Here is an 18,830-nt window from a genome sequence, read left to right as displayed (position 1 = left end):
CTCAGAACCTTTATCATTTTCTATATTTGCGAATTCGTTTTATTATTGTCAATATTGATACAACTGCTATTCCAATTACAATATAGGATGGATACCCTGGAATATTATTAAGTAGATCTCCAAATGGCGATTCTCCTCCATCGCCTTCCATTACTACATTTACAGTAATATTTACTTGGGCTTGAATCACTTGACCTGCAGAATCAACTCCATATACGATTAAATCGAATTGATATGTTCCCACATGTAAAAGAAAATCAGTTACATTAATTCTTGTTTCAATTCCACTTTCAAAAGATCCATTAGCTAAGACTGATCCATCTTGTAGTAATTCCCATGATAATGGGGCAAATCCTGAAGGTATTGTAGCAACAAACCATACTTCTAAAGGTTGAGAGTAGTTAACAGTGAATGAATCCATATACTGTATGTCAATATCTGACAATGATAAAACACGCAATTCGATTTTACATTGTGCAGTCATTCCTTCAATTGTATACACTCTTATTCCAATGTGATATGTTCCAACATTATATGAAGAAACATTATATTGAATTGTTGAACCATTATTATACGATCCGTGTTGAATCAGAGCTGTTCCTGTATCTTCATCATAGATGTCATAGTAATCTGGTGAAAGATAAATCAAAGTAATTGTCCAATTCAGTTCTACATTATCTCCTTCATAAATTGTAACAATATCAGGCTGATCGATATAAATATCTGAACCTCCTGATGACCCTGAATCAAGAATGATTACTTCTATACTGCAAAAACCATTAATTAATTCTCCTTCACCATAGTCTGTAAATGCCCAAAATTCTGCACCAATCATATAAGTACCAGGTAGCCAACCAGACATATCAAACGAAATAGGTGTATTATTCATATAACTTGCTCCATGGAATAAGTCATTGCCACCAGCATTTACATCGATTATATAATAATCATAAGGAACTAAATATCCATGCAAAATTGGAATCCATTGTAAAATAATTGTTTCATTGTCGTAAAATGTCAAAGAATCTGGTTGAATAATTTCAATCCAATCATTTTGGATTGCTGGGAATATTTCAATTAAAATACTGCAGAATCCTTCATATCCTTCTACAGTATAGAAATGTGCACCAATACTATAATTTCCTGGACCATATGAACTATTCAAGGTGAAATAGATATCTGTATTGTTCAAGTATGATTCACCAACAAAAAGCACCGTGTTTTTCCAAACATCAACAATCTCATATGATGTTGGAGTCAATCGACCATGTAAGATTGGTGTCCAAACTAAATCATAGTTTGTACCTTCAATAAATGAAAGATAATCTGGTTGTACTACTTCAACATACAAATCTTGTGTTTCATTTGGAAAGATCTCAACATTTATGCTGCAAAATCCTTCAATACCTTCATATGTATAAAATCGGGCACCTATATTATAATATCCTGGACTCCATGTATCCATCATAAAAATAACGGGTGTATTATTATAATAAGGACTACTTGATTGCAAAACTGTGTTATTTCCCCAGATATCAATAATTTCATAGTAATCTGGTGTTAAGGAGCCATATAATATTGGAATCCACCTTAATTCAACTTGTTCACCATATGTGAAATTCAAATACTCTGGTTGGATAACTTCAATATAAGTGTCGATTGGAAGAATGATTACTTCAATAACACATGAGTTAAAAATTATTGAACTTTCTTGACCGGTTCCTGTTGAGAACGTCTCTCCCCCGCTTTCTCCTGCAAAATATCCTCCATTATCAGCATAGAATTCACATTGAATAAAATAATCGCCGGGGCCATAACCTTCAAGAATAAAATCAACTGGAGTATTATTTTGATATGTTTCTCCGTAAAATAGTATTTCTGATTCATTCAATGCATTTGAGATAACATAGTCTAATTCGTAGATCTCTCCATATAAAATTGGAGTCCAACTTAACAAAATGGTTTCATTTTCATAGAATGTTAGTTGATCGGGCTGTAATATTTCAATATAACTACTTGTATCGTAAATGTCTACATAAATTGAGCAGTAACCTATTTTTCCTTCAAGAGTATAGAAATATGCTCCAAACTCATAATATCCTGGACCGTATCCGTCTAAAAGATATGAAACTTCAATTCCACTTGAATAAGGCACATCAACTACTAAAAATGAGCCGTTATTAACATCTATTATAGAGTAATTCGTTGGTGTGAGTGGTCCATGAAGTATTGGTGTCCAAGTAAGTATTTTTGTATCTGTATCAGTAAAAATTAGGTAATCTGGTTGAATCACCTCAACAAACGCTTGATTTGTTATATTTACCATAATCGAACAAAATCCGGTTATATTTTCATAAGTATAGAAACGAGCTTCTATATTATAAATTCCAGAACTATAGTTTGAACCATTTAATTCATAGTATACAGTAGTTCCATTAACATAACTATTATTATTGTATAATGGGATTTCAATTCCGCTTATTTCTACAATTTCATACCAGTATGGAGTTAAATTACCGTAGAGAAACGGTGTCCAATATAGTAAATATGTTTCATTCTCATAAAATGTCAATCCATAAGGCTGTTCGACATCAACAAATCGATCATCATAGGGAAAAATATCAACAGTGATATTCCAGTATCCCATTTCTCCCTCAAAGGTGAAAAATCGGCCTTGGATAATATAGGAACCAGCATAATAATCCGATAAGACATAATATACTGTAGATTCATTATAGTACAAATTATCCATATACAATAGTGTTTCATTTTGATAATCAGTTACATCAACAATTTCAAAGTAATCAGGTGTTAGAGCGCCAAAAAGATATGGTGTAAAATATAATTCCATGTAATCTCCTTCCTGAAAACTTAAATATCCAGGACCAACAACATCAACTTGGGGTTTAGAAATAATAAATACATCTGTGATTGCTGTTCCATTAACATTTTCATAGGTATAGAAACGAGCTTCAAAAGTATAATTTCCTGCTGGATATCCTGCTAAATTATATTCTACTAATGAGTTATTTATATATGCGTCTGAAGCTAGCAATATTGGAGAGGTTGTTATATCCCAAATTTCATAATAGTCTTCAGTTACACTCCCATCTAAATGAGGTGTAAATTGAATTGTCATATTCATATCACCTTCAATGAAAGTTACATTATCGAGATGATCGACAGTAACTCCACCAGGTGCCTGCAAATTTGGATTTGTATATTCCAAACCATTTTTGTTCGATTGAGAATTATTTAACGAAGTACCATTTGTTAAAGGATACGAAGTCGTGCCTAAAACAAATACACCAAATAAAACTCCCAAGAACATAATGGAAACGATGCGTTTTGTTTGCAAAGTTAACATAATTCTTCACCAATTAATAAAAAATACAATAAAGGTTTCGTTGCTACAATTTCAAAGTAATTGTTAGTGAAAAAACCATTTTATTGTGTTAATAAAACCATGAAAAATTGCCTTAATAAAAATAATCATTCCAAATCACAAAATTGTATATTTCAAAATTTGCTGTTATATTCTATGCAAAAAGTAGTATTATTGAAATTATAAGGGAAGAATTATTGAAGGTAAAATAATAAAGAAAAATAATTGATAAATACAATAAAAAAATAAATGTGTATAATGAACTCTTATAAATTTCAATTCTTTGAAAATAAAGGGGAACAAAATTTAATCCCAACACTGCAAAATGCATATCAAAATGCTGTTGCTTTGAAAATTGACACTGTTTTAATTGCTTCTACTACTGGAACTACTATCTCTGAAGCTGTTGGGGTTTTTCCACCTTCAAAATTTACATTAATTTGTGTAACTCATAGCTTTAGCTTCAGCAAACAAGAAAATCAAGCATTTCCTTTAGAATTAAAAAAAAAATTGTCGCAGCATGGTGTGATTTTTATTACTGGGACTCTACCTTTCTCTGGAGTCTCTAGCGCACTAATTCGAAAATATCAGCATTTTGATTCTATTTCCATATTTTCACGATTAATTCGAACAATTATTGGTGATGGAGTTAAAGTTGCTATGGAAATGGCATTAATGTCCGTTGATGCTGGTTTGGTGAAAATGGGCCAAGAAATCATTACAATTTCTGGAACTGGCCTTGGTGCTGATACATGTTGCTGGATAAAAGCTGCTTCTTCGCGTATGATAGATTCTTTACGGATAAATGCAATTTTTGCAAAACCTAAATAGAAATTATTTTTTTGTTTTCATTTGAATTTGATAGCTTAAATATGTATTTTCCATCAACATTGCAATTGTCATAGGCCCAACACCACCTGGAACTGGGGTAATCGCACGACATTTTGATTTAACATTCTCGAAATCCACATCTCCTACCAATTTTCCCGCTTGATTCCGATTTATTCCTGCATCTAAAATTACCACACCTTCTTTAATTCGTTCTGGTGTAATGAAATTTATTTTTCCCACTCCAACTGCGATAATATCTGCGCGTTTTAGATGGAAATTTAAATCCCGTGTATGGCTGTGACAAACTGTTATTGTTGCATGTCTGTTAAGAAACATCATTGCTAATGGTTTTCCTATCACATTAGTTCTGTTTATAATTACTACTTCCTGTCCATCTATGGGGATTTTATATTCTTCTAACAATCGAATCATACCTTTTGGTGTACACGACCCATAGGTTTCATTTCCAAAAGTATTTTCTCCTATGCTATTTGGACTAAATCCATCAACATCTTTTGAAGGGTGTATAAGACGCATAATTTCAGGTTCATATTGGCGTAAGTGGGATGGTAAGGGCATTTGGACAAGAATTCCGTCAATATTTTCATCTTTATTTAATTTTTCAACTAAATCGCGCAATTTTTCAATTTTAGTTTCAGTTGGAAGGGAATAATGAAATGATTTCATTCCGATATATTCACATGTACGCCTTTTCATTCCCACATAAACTTTTGAAGCTTCATCTTCTCCGATAAGAACAGTAGCTAAACCAGGGACTCGAATTTTAAGATTTGGATCATTAGCAATTTGTTCCTTTAATCGTTCAGTTGTGCGTTTAGAAATCAATTTACCATCTAAAATAATTGGTTTTTGATCTTCAACTAAATTAGTTTTTTGAATTGTCATACTTAGATTATATTAAGAAAAGAAGAAAAAATTTAGGAAATAACAGAGAAAAAAGTTTTAATTTCGAGATCAAAGATTAGATTCTGTTTTTGTATTTCCAAATTCCAAAAATAATTAAAGATACTGCAATAACACATCCCGCAACAATTCCAACGATTGCCCAAGGATTAGTTGATAACTGCCAAATCTCTTCATTCATCACAGCATTTCTGGAAGAACTAAAAGCATCAGAATCAAACGTTAAGATAACTTTCACTGCATAATAGGACAATTTAGCGGAAGAAATTGCATCTGAACTATCTACATTTACATCAGCAAATCCATAATCAACTGGATTCTGTCTGGATAAAACCCAATTAAATGTTTCATCATGTAATGGTTGATTCAATATAGATAAAGTATTTACTGCATAATATGTTAACATTAAAGAGCTCTGCATAATACCTGATTTAATGCCATATCCTCCGAAATGTTTTCCTGTACTCTGATCTCCGAAGTAAAAACTTTCAATATATGTTGTCATTCCATCAATCTGGCTTGAATTTAATTGGTTTAATAAATTCAACTCATTTAATATTGCAACTGCATAATAAGTATCAATTAACGATGCTTCTGCTCCTGGTGCGGATGCAAAAGCTAATTCTTCTGAGTTCCAAGTACTTAAAACAAATTCTGCAATATCTGTTGGAGAAGTTTCATTTATTTTACCAAAAGATGTGAGTAATTTGACAGCAAAGAAGGTATTTGATAATGTAGGCATTTTTGCATCTTTACTCGCAAAACCAGAATTGGTTGCATTCTGTAAATCGAATAGCTTTGTGGTTGCATCTTCAATTAATGTGGTTGTAAAATTAGTATCAACTAATAATCCTGCAAAGTATGCATAATAAACTTGTGAAATAATTCCTACTCCTACATCTGAAAATTGTAAATAACGATCGCGTAAATAGCTCCGAATAATCCCTTGATCGTTAAGATTGTTTAATTCGGGGTCAATTTGTGATAAAATGAATAAATTTGCATAGGTGGTAAATTCTGAAAGGGTAGCTTCGTTATCCCCATTTCCGGAGGGAGAATCAAGAAATGCCCCTGAAGAATGCTGATTACTGAGGCAAAATTGTTCCAATAATTCTTTCCGTGAAGTCGCTACAGCATATTGTGCGGATAGAATCAATGAGAACATAAATGTTATTGATATTAATATCGTTAATTGGTGACGACGTTTCATTTTTCCGAAACCTAACTTTTAATTCTAGATTTGTGCCTTAAAATCAACGATTGATTTTAAAAAGTGTGGTATTAACCATTTAAAATGAAGAAGAGAACCTCCTAATGGAGGTGAAGAGGGGTTATTTTGTAAATACTTTGCTGAAATCAACAATACAAGAATTTGGATTTTCAGTAAATGTTTGATAAGAAATCATAAATTTTCGGAATGAAGGAAGCGCTCCCAATATTGCAGCACCTCGATAAGCCGCATAAATTCTACTTGGGGGAAGAATAACATTTATTATCAACTCGTCTCTGTGTTTTTCTTCAAATTCTTTGTCCAATTGAATTATTTCTTCTAATTCTTCACTATCATATTCTGATTCAATTGAACTTGTTATTTCTGCAAATTCGTTATCATCAACTGATGTTTTTTTAAGCAACCGCTTTTCTTTTCGATCAATTTTATCCTCAACAATAATCGGTTCTAATTTTTCACCACATTTATTACAAAAAGGGGATTCTCCATCTAAAATTTTACCACAATAAGGACATTTTGTGGGATAATGTTGCTTAGCAGCTCCAATTATATCAATTTGAGGAACCAACGTTTGTTTAAGATCAGCGCCGCAAAAAGGACAGAACTCGCTTTCTTCGAAATTTACAATTTCTCCGCATTTTGGACAATTTCCTTCCTTTAAAGCACTTCGACCATCGAGTTGAACCATTTTTTGCTTTTCTCCAAAAAGTTGTGTATCTTCTTTTTCTTGTTTAGATTTAGATTCATCTTTAGGTAATCGTGCTTTTAAGGTCTCTAAAGAGGCTTTAATTTCTTGGATTAGTCGTTCCTTAAATCCTGTGATTAGTGAAGTTCCGCCTGTCAAAACAATATTTTGAAGAAGTGGTTTTATATAATGCGGATTAACTAATAATAAAGAGTTTATTACAGCTTGAGCAATACTCTCTGATTGAGGGGCGATAAGTTCAGGATTAAATAGAACTTCTGCTGCATTAATTATAATACTTTCATAAATGTGAAGTTTTTCTCCATCAGGAAGCATGTAATCAACTGCATTTACCGGATCTTGAGATGCGCGCACTGGATCAAGGCTAATTCGTAAGCATTTTTCTTTAATATCTTTAAGTATTTCTCGTTTTTGGAAAATACCATATTGTGTAAGTAATTGATTAAGATATTCTTCAATATCAGAACCTGCGATATTTAATCGACGTATACTAGGTGAATATAGTTGAGCATCCATTACTGGTGTGATTGATGAAATACCTGTGCCGATCTCAATCGATAATCCTGTAGTAAGCCCAATTGAGAATACAGCTGTTGTTGCAGAGTCAATAATTGCTACTTTATTAAATCTATGTGTCTCAAATAAAAGACGGGCAAAATATTGTGCTATATCTGGTGGAGTTAATGGCGGAACGATATACACAATATTATATTGGGAAGGATCTTCTATTCTAAGGATATTATAGAAAATATGATTTAAAATTGCATAGTAGTGCTCCCAATTTGTTACATTGCCGCGATGAATTGGATAATCAAGTTTCAGTACACCCCGCATTCTAATGGTATCTTCACCGACATAAATTTCTTGTGATTGAGTACCTGCCATTTGGCGATACTTAGGCGTTCCTACAACAGTGGGAAACACCGCTCTGGGTTTATCTTCACCCACAAATCCAACCTTGGTGAAACCTTCTCCTATATCCATGATAATTGTGTATTCATTGTAACTCAATATATTACCACCGAAAGTTGATTTCTTCCCCTTTATTATCATATATTTGGATTATTTTTCTATTAATTCTTTCGTAAGAATTTATTCATTCTTTTTTATTAGGATGAATCTTGATTTTTATTTATTCAAAGTTTTCCTTTTTCGAGAATTCTTTCATTTTTTCTGATTCATGTATTAAAAAATCATCAACATCCTTAGAAATAATCTCATACAAATGTAGTAAATATTTACCCCATTCAGTTAATTCAACCATGCCTCCTCCTCCTGCCCCTCCCTTTTTAGTAATAACAACTTTTTTTCCTGTTTTTTTCGAGATTTTTCGTAATTTATCCCATCCGTATTTATAAGAATAGTTTAAAGATTTTGTTGCTTGGGTAAGATTTTGTGTGCGCTTTAACTCAGAGAGCAATTTGATATCGCCCTTTCCTAAAGTAAAATCTCCTTCACCTTGAATCCAAAATTTGAGGTGGAGAGAAAAGTTTCCAAGAGGAGATGAAAATTCCTTTTTTTTAATCTCACTTTCCATAAAAAGATCTTAGTGAAGTATCTTAAAAATAAGATTGTTTTAATAGTGAGTAAAAAGAATTAAAAAAAAAAGATATTAGTGTAAATTAGTTCAAGAAATCTGACAGCATTTTTCTGTTTTGAGAAATAAATTTTGATCCAAATCCTTGAATCTCTTCAATTTTATTCGGCTCGTCGATTATTGTACGAATAATCGTATAAGGGGAATCGAAAATTTCAAGCAATTTTTCTGCTTTCTTCCTTCCACAATTCAGCAATCCTTGGATAAAATTGATTTGAGCATTCGCTAAATATATATTCTTTCCTGAAATTCGAGAAAGTGTTGGTGGCTTATCAGATACCTGCTCCCTATGGGCAATTCGTAGCAGAATTTCAACTGAATCTTCAATCTTTCTTGAAGGAATAAAAGTTGGTAGTATATTTGAAGATCGATTTACTTTAAAAAAAAGCAGAAGAAGTAAATTTTGGAATTTTTCATTCGTGGAATTGCCCCACCTTTGAAAATTTTCTGCAATGATTATGCCCATTGGATATTGATACAAAAATTGCTTAATATATTTCAGGAGATTATCGATTTTTTTAGGGCGCAAATCATTGCTATTTAATAAGAATACTGCACCATTTGGTGGAATTAGAAAAATTTTTTCAGAAATTGTACTAAAAGAAACGTTAACACCAAGATTACGCAAAATTTGAACAATTTTTTGCTGTGATTGAGTAAGAGACGTTCCACTTTGTATATGATATTGAGAATATTCACTAGATGGATTATAAGAAAACGGCATTCGTCATATTTAACTAAGCTTTTATGGGAAAAAATATTCTCTTTTCTAACCTTTAAAGAATATTGGAGAAAATTATTTTATGGGAATTAAAATCATTATGGATGAGCGTGAAAGGGGTGAAATTCGATCTCAAATGCAATCTTTGCCTATAGATCTTGAAATTCAGACTTTAGATTTCGGTGATTATATTATTTCATCCCGTTGTGCAATTGAACGAAAGCGTGGTGATGATTTTGTATCCAGTATTTTTGATCAACGCCTTTTTTTACAGCTTGAGAAATTGAAAAATGCCTATCCGTATCCTATTATGATTTTAGAAAATCCTAAGCGTTTGTTTGAGCGGAAATTTGTCAATCCAAAGGCAATTTATGGCGCTTTAATTTATGTAAGCACTCGACTTCAAATTCCTGTTATTCCAACAAGAGATGAAGTTCACACTGCAAACATTCTATTTAAACTTGCTCAGAAGGAGCAAGAAAATGGGAGATTTGGAGATGATATATTCGTTCCACAGAATTTTACTGATGGAATTGTTTCTCGAGGGGATCAAGAGTATTTTATTCAAGGCTTAGTTGATGTGGGAATTCAACGTGCTAATCAATTTCTCGATTTTTTTCTAACACCTGAACATATTCTATACGCTTTTGAAATAACCAAAGTATCTCGCACAAAATCAGGAAAACCCAAAGAAATTTCTGGAGTTTTAGGTTCCATTTCTGGAATTGGACCAAAATTAGTCGAAAGAAATAATATCTTATTGCATTATTCTTATAAACAAGCAAAAAAAGAAAAACGAAAAACAAAAATTGTGTAAGAAATAATAAGAAAAACGGATATCGATTTTTTTTTTGGATATATTATTGAATGGTTAAAATGATGAAATTAATAACAGTAAAAAAGATATTTACACCTTTTATTACCATAATTGCAATTATTGGTTTATTTTTAGTCTTACCAGGAGATATCCCTTGGTTTTTTTATCAACCACAGAATGAAATTTGGCCAATAAATCTTAAATTGTTTTCTTGGGGATGGGTTATTGGATCGTTTTTTGTTTTTCTCTTGTTTACTGAAATTTTGACACAATTTAATCAAAAATATAGATTTGTAGATGTAACTAAAAGTTCTTTTTTAGTAGCTGTTCTAAAACACGATTTTTTTGGATTACTAATTCAATTTCCAAGCATTATTCTATTTGAAGAAATTTTATTTCGGGGCATCTTATTAATTGAGATAAATTTACTTTTTGGTGGAATTGAAAGTATAGTAATCAGTTCATCCATTTTTAGTTTATACCATTTGCATATTTATATTTCTTCAAAACAATGGCGATTAACCTTTTTATATCTAATCTTAAGTTTTATACTAGGGATAATTTTAGCTACTTTTTTCCCATTAATTGGCATTATAGGTGCTTGGATTTATCATCTAATTGCAGTTAGTGCTATTTATCTTCGCTGGTACTTGATAGAAAAGAGAAATTTAAGTAATAAGAGTCAAAAAGGTGAAGAATTACAAAGATAATTAAGAAAGAAAAAAAATCCAAAAAATATCATAAAAAATTATTACAAAGAGTAAAAAGAAATTATTGGCCAACTTCACTCAGAATTTTGGAAATTATCTGATGGAAATTTGAATTTTCATGAATTCCCTCATTAGTATCTGAACTCCTAATAACATTCAAAATTGCAATATCTGCACCGTTAAAATAGGCAGTTCGAACACGAAGTGGAACCAATCCACCCGCAACACTGATAAACACATCATATTTGCCTCGAATTTTGGAAATATCCCGATAACGGATTATTGAGCGAGCAACAGATTCTTCATCTCGACCTTTATGAATAACAACACAATCGGGTTTTGCTTTTAAAGGTTGAAGTTTTTTCATCGGATCTGAAACACCAAGCATATCGATCATAGAATAAACATTACGTGTTCGACAGGCAGCTATAAAACGATCCAAAGTTGCTGTAGGTGAGCTCCCCATAGCAGTAACTGCTCCAGCTCCTGCATTTACAGCGAAATTGACTTCATCAACTGCACCATCTGTGATTTTCATATCTGCAACAATAATCCCCTTCCACATACGACGAATATATGAAATTCCATGTGTTCCTTCTTTTTTTATAAAGGGAGTTCCTGCTTCTATCCAAATTCGCGGATCATATCTAATCTGGGGAAGAACTTTGCGAACTTGTCGGATATTATCATTAAATGCTATTTGAATATATCTCTGATCAGGGGTTAAGCCCACAGGCATGATCCTTAACCTCCTATGATTTAAACGTTTTACTTAGTGTATCCATAACTGCTGGACCAACTCCGGTGCCAGAAGGCATGAAAATTACAATTTTCTCCGAAGGATCTTGTGCAATATCTCGGATTGTCTGATATGCTCGTAATTGCAAAGCACCTGGGTTTTTTGCCATTACTTCTGCGGCTTCAGCGAGTTTCTTTGCTGCTATGAATTCCCCATCAGCTTTAATGATGGCTGCACGTTTATCACGTTCTGCTTCTGCTTGTTGGGCAAATGCACGCTTCATTTCTGCAGGTAATTCCATTTCTTGGATTTTAATTCCTCGAATATCAATTCCCCATTCACTTGTTTCTTTGTCAACGATATTCTTAATATCTAATGCAATTTTGTCTCGGTTTTGTAGTACTTCATCTAGATTCATAGTTCCCATTACATCCCTTAAAGCTGCTTGAGTATATTGGCGTACTGCATAGATAAAGTTTTCTATCTTGATTACTGAATCTTCAGGTCTTTCTACTTTGAAATATACGACAGTATTAGCCAATACTGGGATATTATCCACTGTCATGACTTCTTGTCTCGGAATATCTTGAGTTATTATCCGTAAATCTACTTTTCTGGCATTTTCAAGTATTGGAATCACATATACTAAACCTGGTCCAAGAGTCCTCTTATATCTCCCTAAACGAAAGACAACTAAGCGTTCATATTCGACAACAACTTTCAATCCTGAAAGAAAGATGCAAAATAAGAAGAAAAGCACAATTCCTATAAAAACAAATACTGTTCCATCAGCCATTTTTATTAAACCTCGTTTCATTGAACAGAAGGTTAGGGTTAGGATGAGTGATAATTTTTTCACCCCTCTTATTTAATAATCCTTCCTTCAATGAATGATTAATTGATAAAATGCATCATTTTTATATCATTGTGCCTCTTTAAATACTTCTATTAAATAATTTATTCGCACCGAAATCTAATTATGCTTTATTGAGAAATTGATTATAATAATCAATTTTTTCATTTAATGGTGTTAATATGAAACGTTATGATGGAACAAAACCATTGAATTTGCCCAGATTTCGCCTCATAGAACCGCATGTCATGCGAACAAGAGATGAATCTATAGGTTATTTTCGATGTACACTTAATTTAACGAAAACTTTGCCTTTTATTGAGAAATATAATCGAGAACATAATTTTGACAAAACCACTCGGTTGACTCTTTTCCATATAATATTATGTGCTACTGCGCGTACATTTGGATTATATCCCCATTTGAATCGATTTATTTCAGGACGCAAATATTGGCAGCATAATCGACTTCAATTCTCTTTTGTGGTTAAGAAAAAGCTTGAAGCTTATGCAAAAGAAACATTTGCAAAAATTGACTTTGATCCATTTGATACACTAGAAACGGTTCGAAAACGTGTTCATGCTTTTATCTATGAAGCGCGAACAGATAAAGGGAATGCAACCGAAAAAGAAATTGATGATTGGGGGAAATATCCACGCTGGTTGCTTATGTTGGCAGTAAAAATCTTTCGTATACTTGAATTCTTTGGTAGAATGCCTAAAAGTTTAACAAAACCTGATCCACTCTATTCAAGTGTGATTTTTGCAAATTTAGGATCAGTGGGTCTTCCGGCGCCTTATCATCATATATTTGAGTGGGGGACTTCTAGTTGGTTTATTACTATCGGAAAGATCCATAAAGCGCCTGTCGTCAATGAGAAAGGTGAAGTAGTGGCTCAAGATACTGTTGAATTGGGAGTAACTGTTGATGAACGAATAAGTGAAGGAATGTATTACAATTTGGGTTTAAAAGCAATTACCGATTTTATCGAAAATCCAGAAAAATTAATTGAGCCTCCTGAAATTCCTGAAGAAAATTTACGTGAATTGGCTCTAATCGATCGAGAAAAACGATTGGGAAAATGGGATAAAAAATAAAAAAGCTGTATTAAATTAAAATTTTATATGCCTTATTGTTCATTTTTTATTTTCTGCTCTATATTTATATATTTTTTTTCTAATTTATAGAAGTGGCTTATTAATCTTGTAATAATCTAATTTAACACCAGATGATATTCTTCCATTATGGAAATCCAATTATTAATATAATTTCGAATAAATTGAATGAATTGTTTGAACATTATAATCACTAATAAATGTGGAAAAATACACATATATAAAATTAATGCAATATTTTTAATGAAAATCTGAACAGCTTTGAAAATATCCGCACAATCACAAGAAAACTTATTAGTTTTAGATAAAACATCATTTAATTAAACAGATTTTTAGTTATTTGATTAAGTTTTTATTAAGTTACTTCATGAGTTTGTTAATTAACTTAAAAAATAGATAATCTTTGAGTTGATAATTTATTAAGAAATAATTGGTTTCCATGCACCACGCTTGAATAATTCATAAATAATTTCTGCTTCATGAACAGCATCATCATAGGCACGATGGATTTCACTGTAAATGTGATCATTTGAAAAGAAGAATTCCCAGCATTCTTCCACACTTGGCCATTTGTAATCCGTACCATCAAATCGAGGGGGAAGTTTTAATACAGGCGTGGCTGCAATCATTGGACAAGGTAATTCTCGAGGAATACGTATTCCCCGATTTTTTAAAAAAGAAAAATCGAATGCCTTATTATATGCAGTAACAGGGAATTTATTCATAATTCTTTGAATTTTTGGTGCTACCTCGCTCCATTTAGGCGCATTTCGTATATCATTAATTGTTAATGTAGAATTTTGAAAAATCCAACAATCTTCCAACATCCTTGCCTCAAATTTCATTTCAAACTCAGGTTCACGGCATAATGAATCAAACAATTTTGTAACAAAATGAGTTCTTAAATCGATCATCGCAATACCAATTTCAACAATTGTGCCTGTTTGTGGTGTTCTTCCAGTGGTTTCGATATCAAGAACAGCAATTCGCATATTTTGCATTAATGATTGTATATATGGGAATAATTTAAATTAGGTTATTAAGTATATATCATATCATTTATTTTTATATTTCTAACTCATTTTTATGAGAAAAAAATAGATGTAATTTTAGAATTCTATTTCAATAAGAATTAAAAAGAAAAAAGATTTTGCGGTAAATTTGTCAATTTTTTTTGCAAGTTGATTTAAGTTGAATTAATTTGAATCGAGTTGAATTAATTTGAATCGAGTTGAATCGAGTTGAATCGAGTTTAATTTTATCTTTGTCTATCCAAAAGAAAAGAATGTGCTGGTTGGATTTAAAAGATAAATAACTCCTAATAATATCACAAATAAAAACCCATAACATAAAAAGTCGCCACAAAAATTATGATCACTCATAAAAATTCCCCCAGTATGTTATTTGCCTATATTGAAATCGTTATTGGCATTTAACAAGCAAAAAGGAGAATTATTCCTTTATAAAAGTTATAGAAAAATTCTCCACCTTTTGAAATGGTGTTTTTTCTTTAAAACTTTTTATTGCCTTAACACTCATTCAACATCAGGATTTAGTAATATACATTTCTTCATATAATACAAAACAATAATATATGCGATTGTTTTTGGAATCATCAGCATTCCTAGTAGTGGAATCAAATGCACTCCTAACAAGGTTCCTGTATAAGTAAGAAAAGAAACAATAATCCAAATTGCGCTGTTTTTAACTGCTCTATTGATTTCTGGATGAACGCTATTTGATTTCTTGGTAAGATTATATGATTTAATGAATAAATACAAAACCTCTATACCAATAATATATAATGGCAAATTAGTTAGCAGGCGAAAACTAAAAATTGTATAATAATATATTGGTTCTGCGCCATATTGATTCCAAGGGAGCAATATCAGTATTATTCTTACAATAACAGAAATATATGCTATTGCATCGAGTGTTTTAGTATTTTGTCCTAAAGATTTTAAATTCACAATTTCTTCCTTTGTTGAATAAGTCTCCTTCCAAAACAGATAAAATAACAAATAAAAGAATGTCATTGAAATACCAGTTATAATTAAACCTGCACCATAAATTAGAACTCCCATTGAACTAGTATATATATCTGCTTGACCTTTTATGGAATATTGATACCAAAGATAAGTTCGGGGTAGAAGATGAAATATATCTCCAAATGCAAGCAAAAAAAAGGCATTAAATAAATATTTCCATGATTTAGAAGGATTTTTAGGTTTTTGAATCCAAATTTGAATTAAATTTCCCCATATTATCGCCATATAACTCCATAAAAACACAATTGAAGGAACATTTTCAATCATCACCATAGTTTATCATTCTCTTTAATATTTTTATAATTCATTGTTTGATTCGTATGAAATTCATACAAATATGAACCATAATGGATCATTTAAAAATCTTGTTTTACTTTTTTTATGATTCTCTTCTTTTTGGACCTTCAATCATATTTTCTGCCCATTTTCCAATTGCATCCTGATTTAATAGAGCTAATACTATACTCTGAGTCTTTTCATGAGATAAAATTAAAATTTGTAATCCTTGTGTAATTCCTAAAGTATCTCGTACTTTTTTTGGAATAACGATCTGCCCTCTTTCAGCAACTTTAAGCAATCCGACAAACTCGTGATTTTTAGAATTTTTAAGCGGTGCTGATTCAGGCATTTTATACCATTTCTCTGCATTTAAAAGCATCATTGCATCTTTACTGTGTGGGAGGACTCCAATAAGTAAAGCTACATTTTCACCTGCAATGATTCTAAAATCTTCTCGAGCTTGCTTGGGAATACAGATCTGTCCGCGTGAATTTATCTTCGCCACACCGTAGAATTTATTCATATTCATGGAATTACATGATTAAAAAATGTACTCTTCTTTAACAAATTTCGTTTTTCGTAGTATGTGTCAAATTCATTTAGGAGTACTAAAGTTAAATGAAATTTCAACTCTTAAACTAATCTACACTAATTTAAACACTTTGATCAGTGAATAATTGATATTTTACTGTATTTTAGAAAATATTAACAGTATTTTTTTAAAGGATTTTCACAAAAGAAAAATCTATGATATTACTCAATCCCCATAAAATGGATCGATACTATCCAGATGAAATTTCGAAACAAATTATGGAAAAAACCGTCCAATGGTTTGAAAACCGTGGTAAAACCCACCTACTTCAAGATGATTTTGATCGCGTTTGGTATCAAGATTTTCTGGATTTCTTAAAAGAAAATCAAATTTTCGCCACACTACTCACTCCCACTCAATACGGTGATGGAACAACTCGCTGGGATACATGGCGCAATTGTGAATTTAATGAAATATTAGCATTTTATGGATTACATTATTGGTACACCTGGCAAGTGTCCATTCTTGGATTAGGGCCGATATTTTTAAGTAAGAATGAAAAAGTCAAAAAAGAAACCGCACGTTTGCTGAAAGATGGGGGAATATTCGCCTTTGGCCTTTCTGAAAAAGAACACGGCGCCGATATTTATTCATCAGATATGATCTTGACAAAACATGGAGAAAACGACTACACTGCCAAAGGATCAAAATACTATATTGGAAACGGTAATAAAGCGGCATTTGTTTCAATCTTTGGCAAATCTCGACCTCCATTTTTTCCTGAAGATGAGAAATATGGAGATTACACCTTTTTTGTAGCAAAAACAGATCATCCAAAATATGAATGTGTGCGGAATTTGGTTGCTGTTAGTAGTTACGTAGCCGAATATCGCCTTCACGATTATCCTATAACTGAAGAAGATATTTTAGCAAAAGGACGTGAAGCATGGGATATGGCGCTAAATACTGTAAATATTGGAAAGTTCAATCTTGGATTTGCATCAATTGGAATTGCAACTCATGCCTTTTATGAAGCAATCAATCATGCCAGCCACCGTATCTTATATGGAAAGGCTGTAACTGAGTTTCCTCACATTCAATCCTTTTTTGTGGAAGCTTATTGTCGATTGATCGCTATGAAATTATTTGCTTTACGCGCTGCTGATTATTTCCGTGCCGCTAATACCAAAGATCGACGCTACCTCCTATACAATCCAATGGTCAAGATGTGGGTAACATTACAAGGTGAAGAAGTAATCGATTTATTATGGGATATCATTGCTGCAAAAGGTTTTGAGAAGAGTACTTACTTTTCCCTAGCAACTCGAGATATTCGAGCATTACCCAAGTTAGAAGGCACTGTTCATGTCAATATGGCACTTGTATTAAAATTCATGAAGAACTACTTCTTTAACCATGCTGAATATGATGAAATTCCCCAAATATCTGAAGCAAAGAATGATGATTTTCTCTTTGAACAGCCACCTGCAAAAAATCTAGGTAAAATAAGATTTCACGATTATCGGAAGGTATACAATCAATTCAATCTCCCCAATGTCAATCGCTTTAAGCAAAATATTAAATGGCTGAAGATGTTGTTGATTGTTGCTCCACCTTCGAAGAACCAAGCAAAAGATTTTGATTTTTTGCTAAATTTAGGAAAATTATTCACTTTGGTAATCTACGGGCAACTTATTCTTGAAAATGTAAAATATTACAATATAGACACTGATTTAATAGAAGAAATATTTGACATTCTGATTCGGGATTTTGCCAAATATGCATTGGTTTTGCAATCAAAACCTCAATGTACATGGAAACAAACCTGGTTCTGCAAGCGAATGCTCAGTCGTCCAAAATCCAATCAAGAACGATTTAAAAGAGTATGGGAAAAACAAGTGCTGGTGTTGAAAGACTTGTATGAAATGAATCCATAATCCATAAAAAAAGAATATTTGATCACTATAAAACTAATTTACACTATAAAACCTGTGTAAATTAGTTTTTTAGCTTTTTTTTTAAAGTTAATGAAAGTTACTTGGTGTAGATTAGCTTCTTAATAATGTCACAGTATTTCACCTTATTAATGAGCCATATTTATGATTTTAAAAACCAATCTTCGAAAAAATCAAAGTTCATACTTATTTCTAATTAGAATTTCAATATAAATTAATTAATCAGGCAAAATCTGATGTCATCGTAAATTCAGCGTAAATTAGTTTGCCATAGAGTTTTGAAACTTTCTACACTGCCTCTTAAGTCTACATCTTCCAATATCAAAATTACCAGATTTTATTATATATTGATTAATTATTTGGAATAAATTAATATTACAATTTATT

At 31.9% G+C, this 18,830-nt stretch carries 16 protein-coding genes; 5 read left to right on the top strand and 11 right to left on the bottom strand.

Annotated features, from left to right (window positions below; translation table 11 throughout):
* Window positions 1–13: 13 nt before the first annotated feature.
* Window positions 14–3,367 carry a hypothetical protein gene (locus tag ACXLDF_RS16040; RefSeq protein WP_457559560.1) on the bottom strand — a complete coding sequence of 1,118 codons (3,354 nt, stop codon included), beginning with the start codon at window positions 3,365–3,367 and terminating at the stop codon, window positions 14–16.
* 276 nt (window positions 3,368–3,643) lie between these two features.
* On the opposite strand from ACXLDF_RS16040, the gene ACXLDF_RS16035 reads away from it, so the two are divergent.
* Window positions 3,644–4,216, top strand: coding sequence for a hypothetical protein (locus ACXLDF_RS16035; RefSeq protein ID WP_457559559.1), 573 nt, complete (start codon window positions 3,644–3,646; stop codon window positions 4,214–4,216).
* 3 nt (window positions 4,217–4,219) lie between these two features.
* Here the strand turns inward: ACXLDF_RS16035 and ACXLDF_RS16030 are convergent, their stop codons facing one another.
* The 5 genes from ACXLDF_RS16030 to ACXLDF_RS16010 all read right to left on the bottom strand — a co-directional run bounded on the left by ACXLDF_RS16030 (window position 4,220) and on the right by ACXLDF_RS16010 (window position 9,398).
* Window positions 4,220–5,122 (bottom strand): bifunctional 5,10-methylenetetrahydrofolate dehydrogenase/5,10-methenyltetrahydrofolate cyclohydrolase, encoded by a 903-nt coding sequence (locus tag ACXLDF_RS16030; RefSeq protein WP_457559558.1) that lies wholly within the window; start codon window positions 5,120–5,122, stop codon window positions 4,220–4,222.
* A gap of 76 nt (window positions 5,123–5,198) precedes the next feature.
* Complete coding sequence (locus tag ACXLDF_RS16025; protein ID WP_457559557.1) at window positions 5,199–6,350, bottom strand: prenyltransferase/squalene oxidase repeat-containing protein; 1,152 nt, start codon at window positions 6,348–6,350, stop codon at window positions 5,199–5,201.
* A 121-nt stretch (window positions 6,351–6,471) separates the two neighbouring features.
* Window positions 6,472–8,088: a double zinc ribbon domain-containing protein gene (locus ACXLDF_RS16020; RefSeq protein WP_457559556.1), complete on the bottom strand. Its 1,617-nt coding sequence runs from the start codon at window positions 8,086–8,088 to the stop codon at window positions 6,472–6,474.
* Between the two features lie 121 nt (window positions 8,089–8,209).
* A complete protein-coding gene (locus tag ACXLDF_RS16015; RefSeq protein WP_457559555.1) occupies window positions 8,210–8,614 on the bottom strand; it encodes a winged helix-turn-helix domain-containing protein in 405 nt (134 codons plus the stop codon).
* 85 nt (window positions 8,615–8,699) lie between these two features.
* Window positions 8,700–9,398, bottom strand: a complete 699-nt coding sequence (locus tag ACXLDF_RS16010; protein WP_457559554.1) for a hypothetical protein — start codon at window positions 9,396–9,398, stop codon at window positions 8,700–8,702.
* Window positions 9,399–9,477: 79 nt separating this feature from the next.
* Between ACXLDF_RS16010 and ACXLDF_RS16005 the strand changes: the two genes are divergently transcribed.
* Together ACXLDF_RS16005 and ACXLDF_RS16000 are read left to right on the top strand one after the other, a co-directional pair.
* Window positions 9,478–10,212, top strand: coding sequence for an ERCC4 domain-containing protein (locus ACXLDF_RS16005; RefSeq protein WP_457559553.1), 735 nt, complete (start codon window positions 9,478–9,480; stop codon window positions 10,210–10,212).
* A 59-nt stretch (window positions 10,213–10,271) separates the two neighbouring features.
* On the top strand, window positions 10,272–10,922 hold the full coding sequence (locus ACXLDF_RS16000) for a CPBP family glutamic-type intramembrane protease (protein WP_457559552.1): 651 nt from the start codon (window positions 10,272–10,274) through the stop codon (window positions 10,920–10,922).
* A gap of 61 nt (window positions 10,923–10,983) precedes the next feature.
* Here the strand turns inward: ACXLDF_RS16000 and ACXLDF_RS15995 are convergent, their stop codons facing one another.
* Window positions 10,984–11,661, bottom strand: coding sequence for an orotidine 5'-phosphate decarboxylase / HUMPS family protein (locus ACXLDF_RS15995; RefSeq protein ID WP_457559551.1), 678 nt, complete (start codon window positions 11,659–11,661; stop codon window positions 10,984–10,986).
* 13 nt (window positions 11,662–11,674) lie between these two features.
* The gene (locus tag ACXLDF_RS15990) at window positions 11,675–12,478 is read right to left on the bottom strand and encodes an SPFH domain-containing protein (protein ID WP_457559550.1); all 804 of its coding nucleotides are present in this window, start codon (window positions 12,476–12,478) and stop codon (window positions 11,675–11,677) included.
* 218 nt (window positions 12,479–12,696) lie between these two features.
* Here ACXLDF_RS15990 and ACXLDF_RS15985 point away from each other — a divergent pair, with 218 nt between their 5' ends.
* Window positions 12,697–13,611 (top strand): 2-oxo acid dehydrogenase subunit E2, encoded by a 915-nt coding sequence (locus ACXLDF_RS15985; RefSeq protein ID WP_457559549.1) that lies wholly within the window; start codon window positions 12,697–12,699, stop codon window positions 13,609–13,611.
* A gap of 437 nt (window positions 13,612–14,048) precedes the next feature.
* Here the strand turns inward: ACXLDF_RS15985 and ACXLDF_RS15980 are convergent, their stop codons facing one another.
* The 3 genes from ACXLDF_RS15980 to ACXLDF_RS15970 form a co-directional block, all read right to left on the bottom strand.
* Complete coding sequence (locus ACXLDF_RS15980) at window positions 14,049–14,630, bottom strand: 3'-5' exonuclease (RefSeq protein ID WP_457559548.1); 582 nt, start codon at window positions 14,628–14,630, stop codon at window positions 14,049–14,051.
* Between the two features lie 534 nt (window positions 14,631–15,164).
* On the bottom strand, window positions 15,165–15,950 hold the full coding sequence (locus ACXLDF_RS15975; protein ID WP_457559547.1) for a hypothetical protein: 786 nt from the start codon (window positions 15,948–15,950) through the stop codon (window positions 15,165–15,167).
* Window positions 15,951–16,056: 106 nt separating this feature from the next.
* Window positions 16,057–16,479 (bottom strand): hypothetical protein, encoded by a 423-nt coding sequence (locus tag ACXLDF_RS15970; RefSeq protein ID WP_457559546.1) that lies wholly within the window; start codon window positions 16,477–16,479, stop codon window positions 16,057–16,059.
* Between the two features lie 224 nt (window positions 16,480–16,703).
* Here ACXLDF_RS15970 and ACXLDF_RS15965 point away from each other — a divergent pair, with 224 nt between their 5' ends.
* Window positions 16,704–18,425 (top strand): acyl-CoA dehydrogenase family protein, encoded by a 1,722-nt coding sequence (locus ACXLDF_RS15965; RefSeq protein ID WP_457559545.1) that lies wholly within the window; start codon window positions 16,704–16,706, stop codon window positions 18,423–18,425.
* Window positions 18,426–18,830 lie beyond the last annotated feature (405 nt).

The sequence above is a fragment of the Candidatus Harpocratesius sp. genome (genome assembly GCF_054039255.1).
Note: the sequence above shows the minus strand (reverse complement) of the source record. Positions and strands in the feature narration are given on the sequence as shown.

Coding starts and splice junctions, on each gene's coding strand:
- ACXLDF_RS16040 (WP_457559560.1), bottom strand. CDS start 3,367: ATGTTAACTTTGCAAACAAAACGCATCGTTTCCATTATGTTCTTGGGA.
- ACXLDF_RS16035 (WP_457559559.1), top strand. CDS start 3,644: ATGAACTCTTATAAATTTCAATTCTTTGAAAATAAAGGGGAACAAAAT.
- ACXLDF_RS16030 (WP_457559558.1), bottom strand. CDS start 5,122: ATGACAATTCAAAAAACTAATTTAGTTGAAGATCAAAAACCAATTATT.
- ACXLDF_RS16025 (WP_457559557.1), bottom strand. CDS start 6,350: ATGAAACGTCGTCACCAATTAACGATATTAATATCAATAACATTTATG.
- ACXLDF_RS16015 (WP_457559555.1), bottom strand. CDS start 8,614: ATGGAAAGTGAGATTAAAAAAAAGGAATTTTCATCTCCTCTTGGAAAC.
- ACXLDF_RS16010 (WP_457559554.1), bottom strand. CDS start 9,398: ATGCCGTTTTCTTATAATCCATCTAGTGAATATTCTCAATATCATATA.
- ACXLDF_RS16005 (WP_457559553.1), top strand. CDS start 9,478: ATGGGAATTAAAATCATTATGGATGAGCGTGAAAGGGGTGAAATTCGA.
- ACXLDF_RS16000 (WP_457559552.1), top strand. CDS start 10,272: ATGATGAAATTAATAACAGTAAAAAAGATATTTACACCTTTTATTACC.
- ACXLDF_RS15995 (WP_457559551.1), bottom strand. CDS start 11,661: ATGCCTGTGGGCTTAACCCCTGATCAGAGATATATTCAAATAGCATTT.
- ACXLDF_RS15990 (WP_457559550.1), bottom strand. CDS start 12,478: ATGAAACGAGGTTTAATAAAAATGGCTGATGGAACAGTATTTGTTTTT.
- ACXLDF_RS15985 (WP_457559549.1), top strand. CDS start 12,697: ATGAAACGTTATGATGGAACAAAACCATTGAATTTGCCCAGATTTCGC.
- ACXLDF_RS15980 (WP_457559548.1), bottom strand. CDS start 14,630: ATGCAAAATATGCGAATTGCTGTTCTTGATATCGAAACCACTGGAAGA.
- ACXLDF_RS15975 (WP_457559547.1), bottom strand. CDS start 15,950: ATGGTGATGATTGAAAATGTTCCTTCAATTGTGTTTTTATGGAGTTAT.
- ACXLDF_RS15970 (WP_457559546.1), bottom strand. CDS start 16,479: ATGAATAAATTCTACGGTGTGGCGAAGATAAATTCACGCGGACAGATC.
- ACXLDF_RS15965 (WP_457559545.1), top strand. CDS start 16,704: ATGATATTACTCAATCCCCATAAAATGGATCGATACTATCCAGATGAA.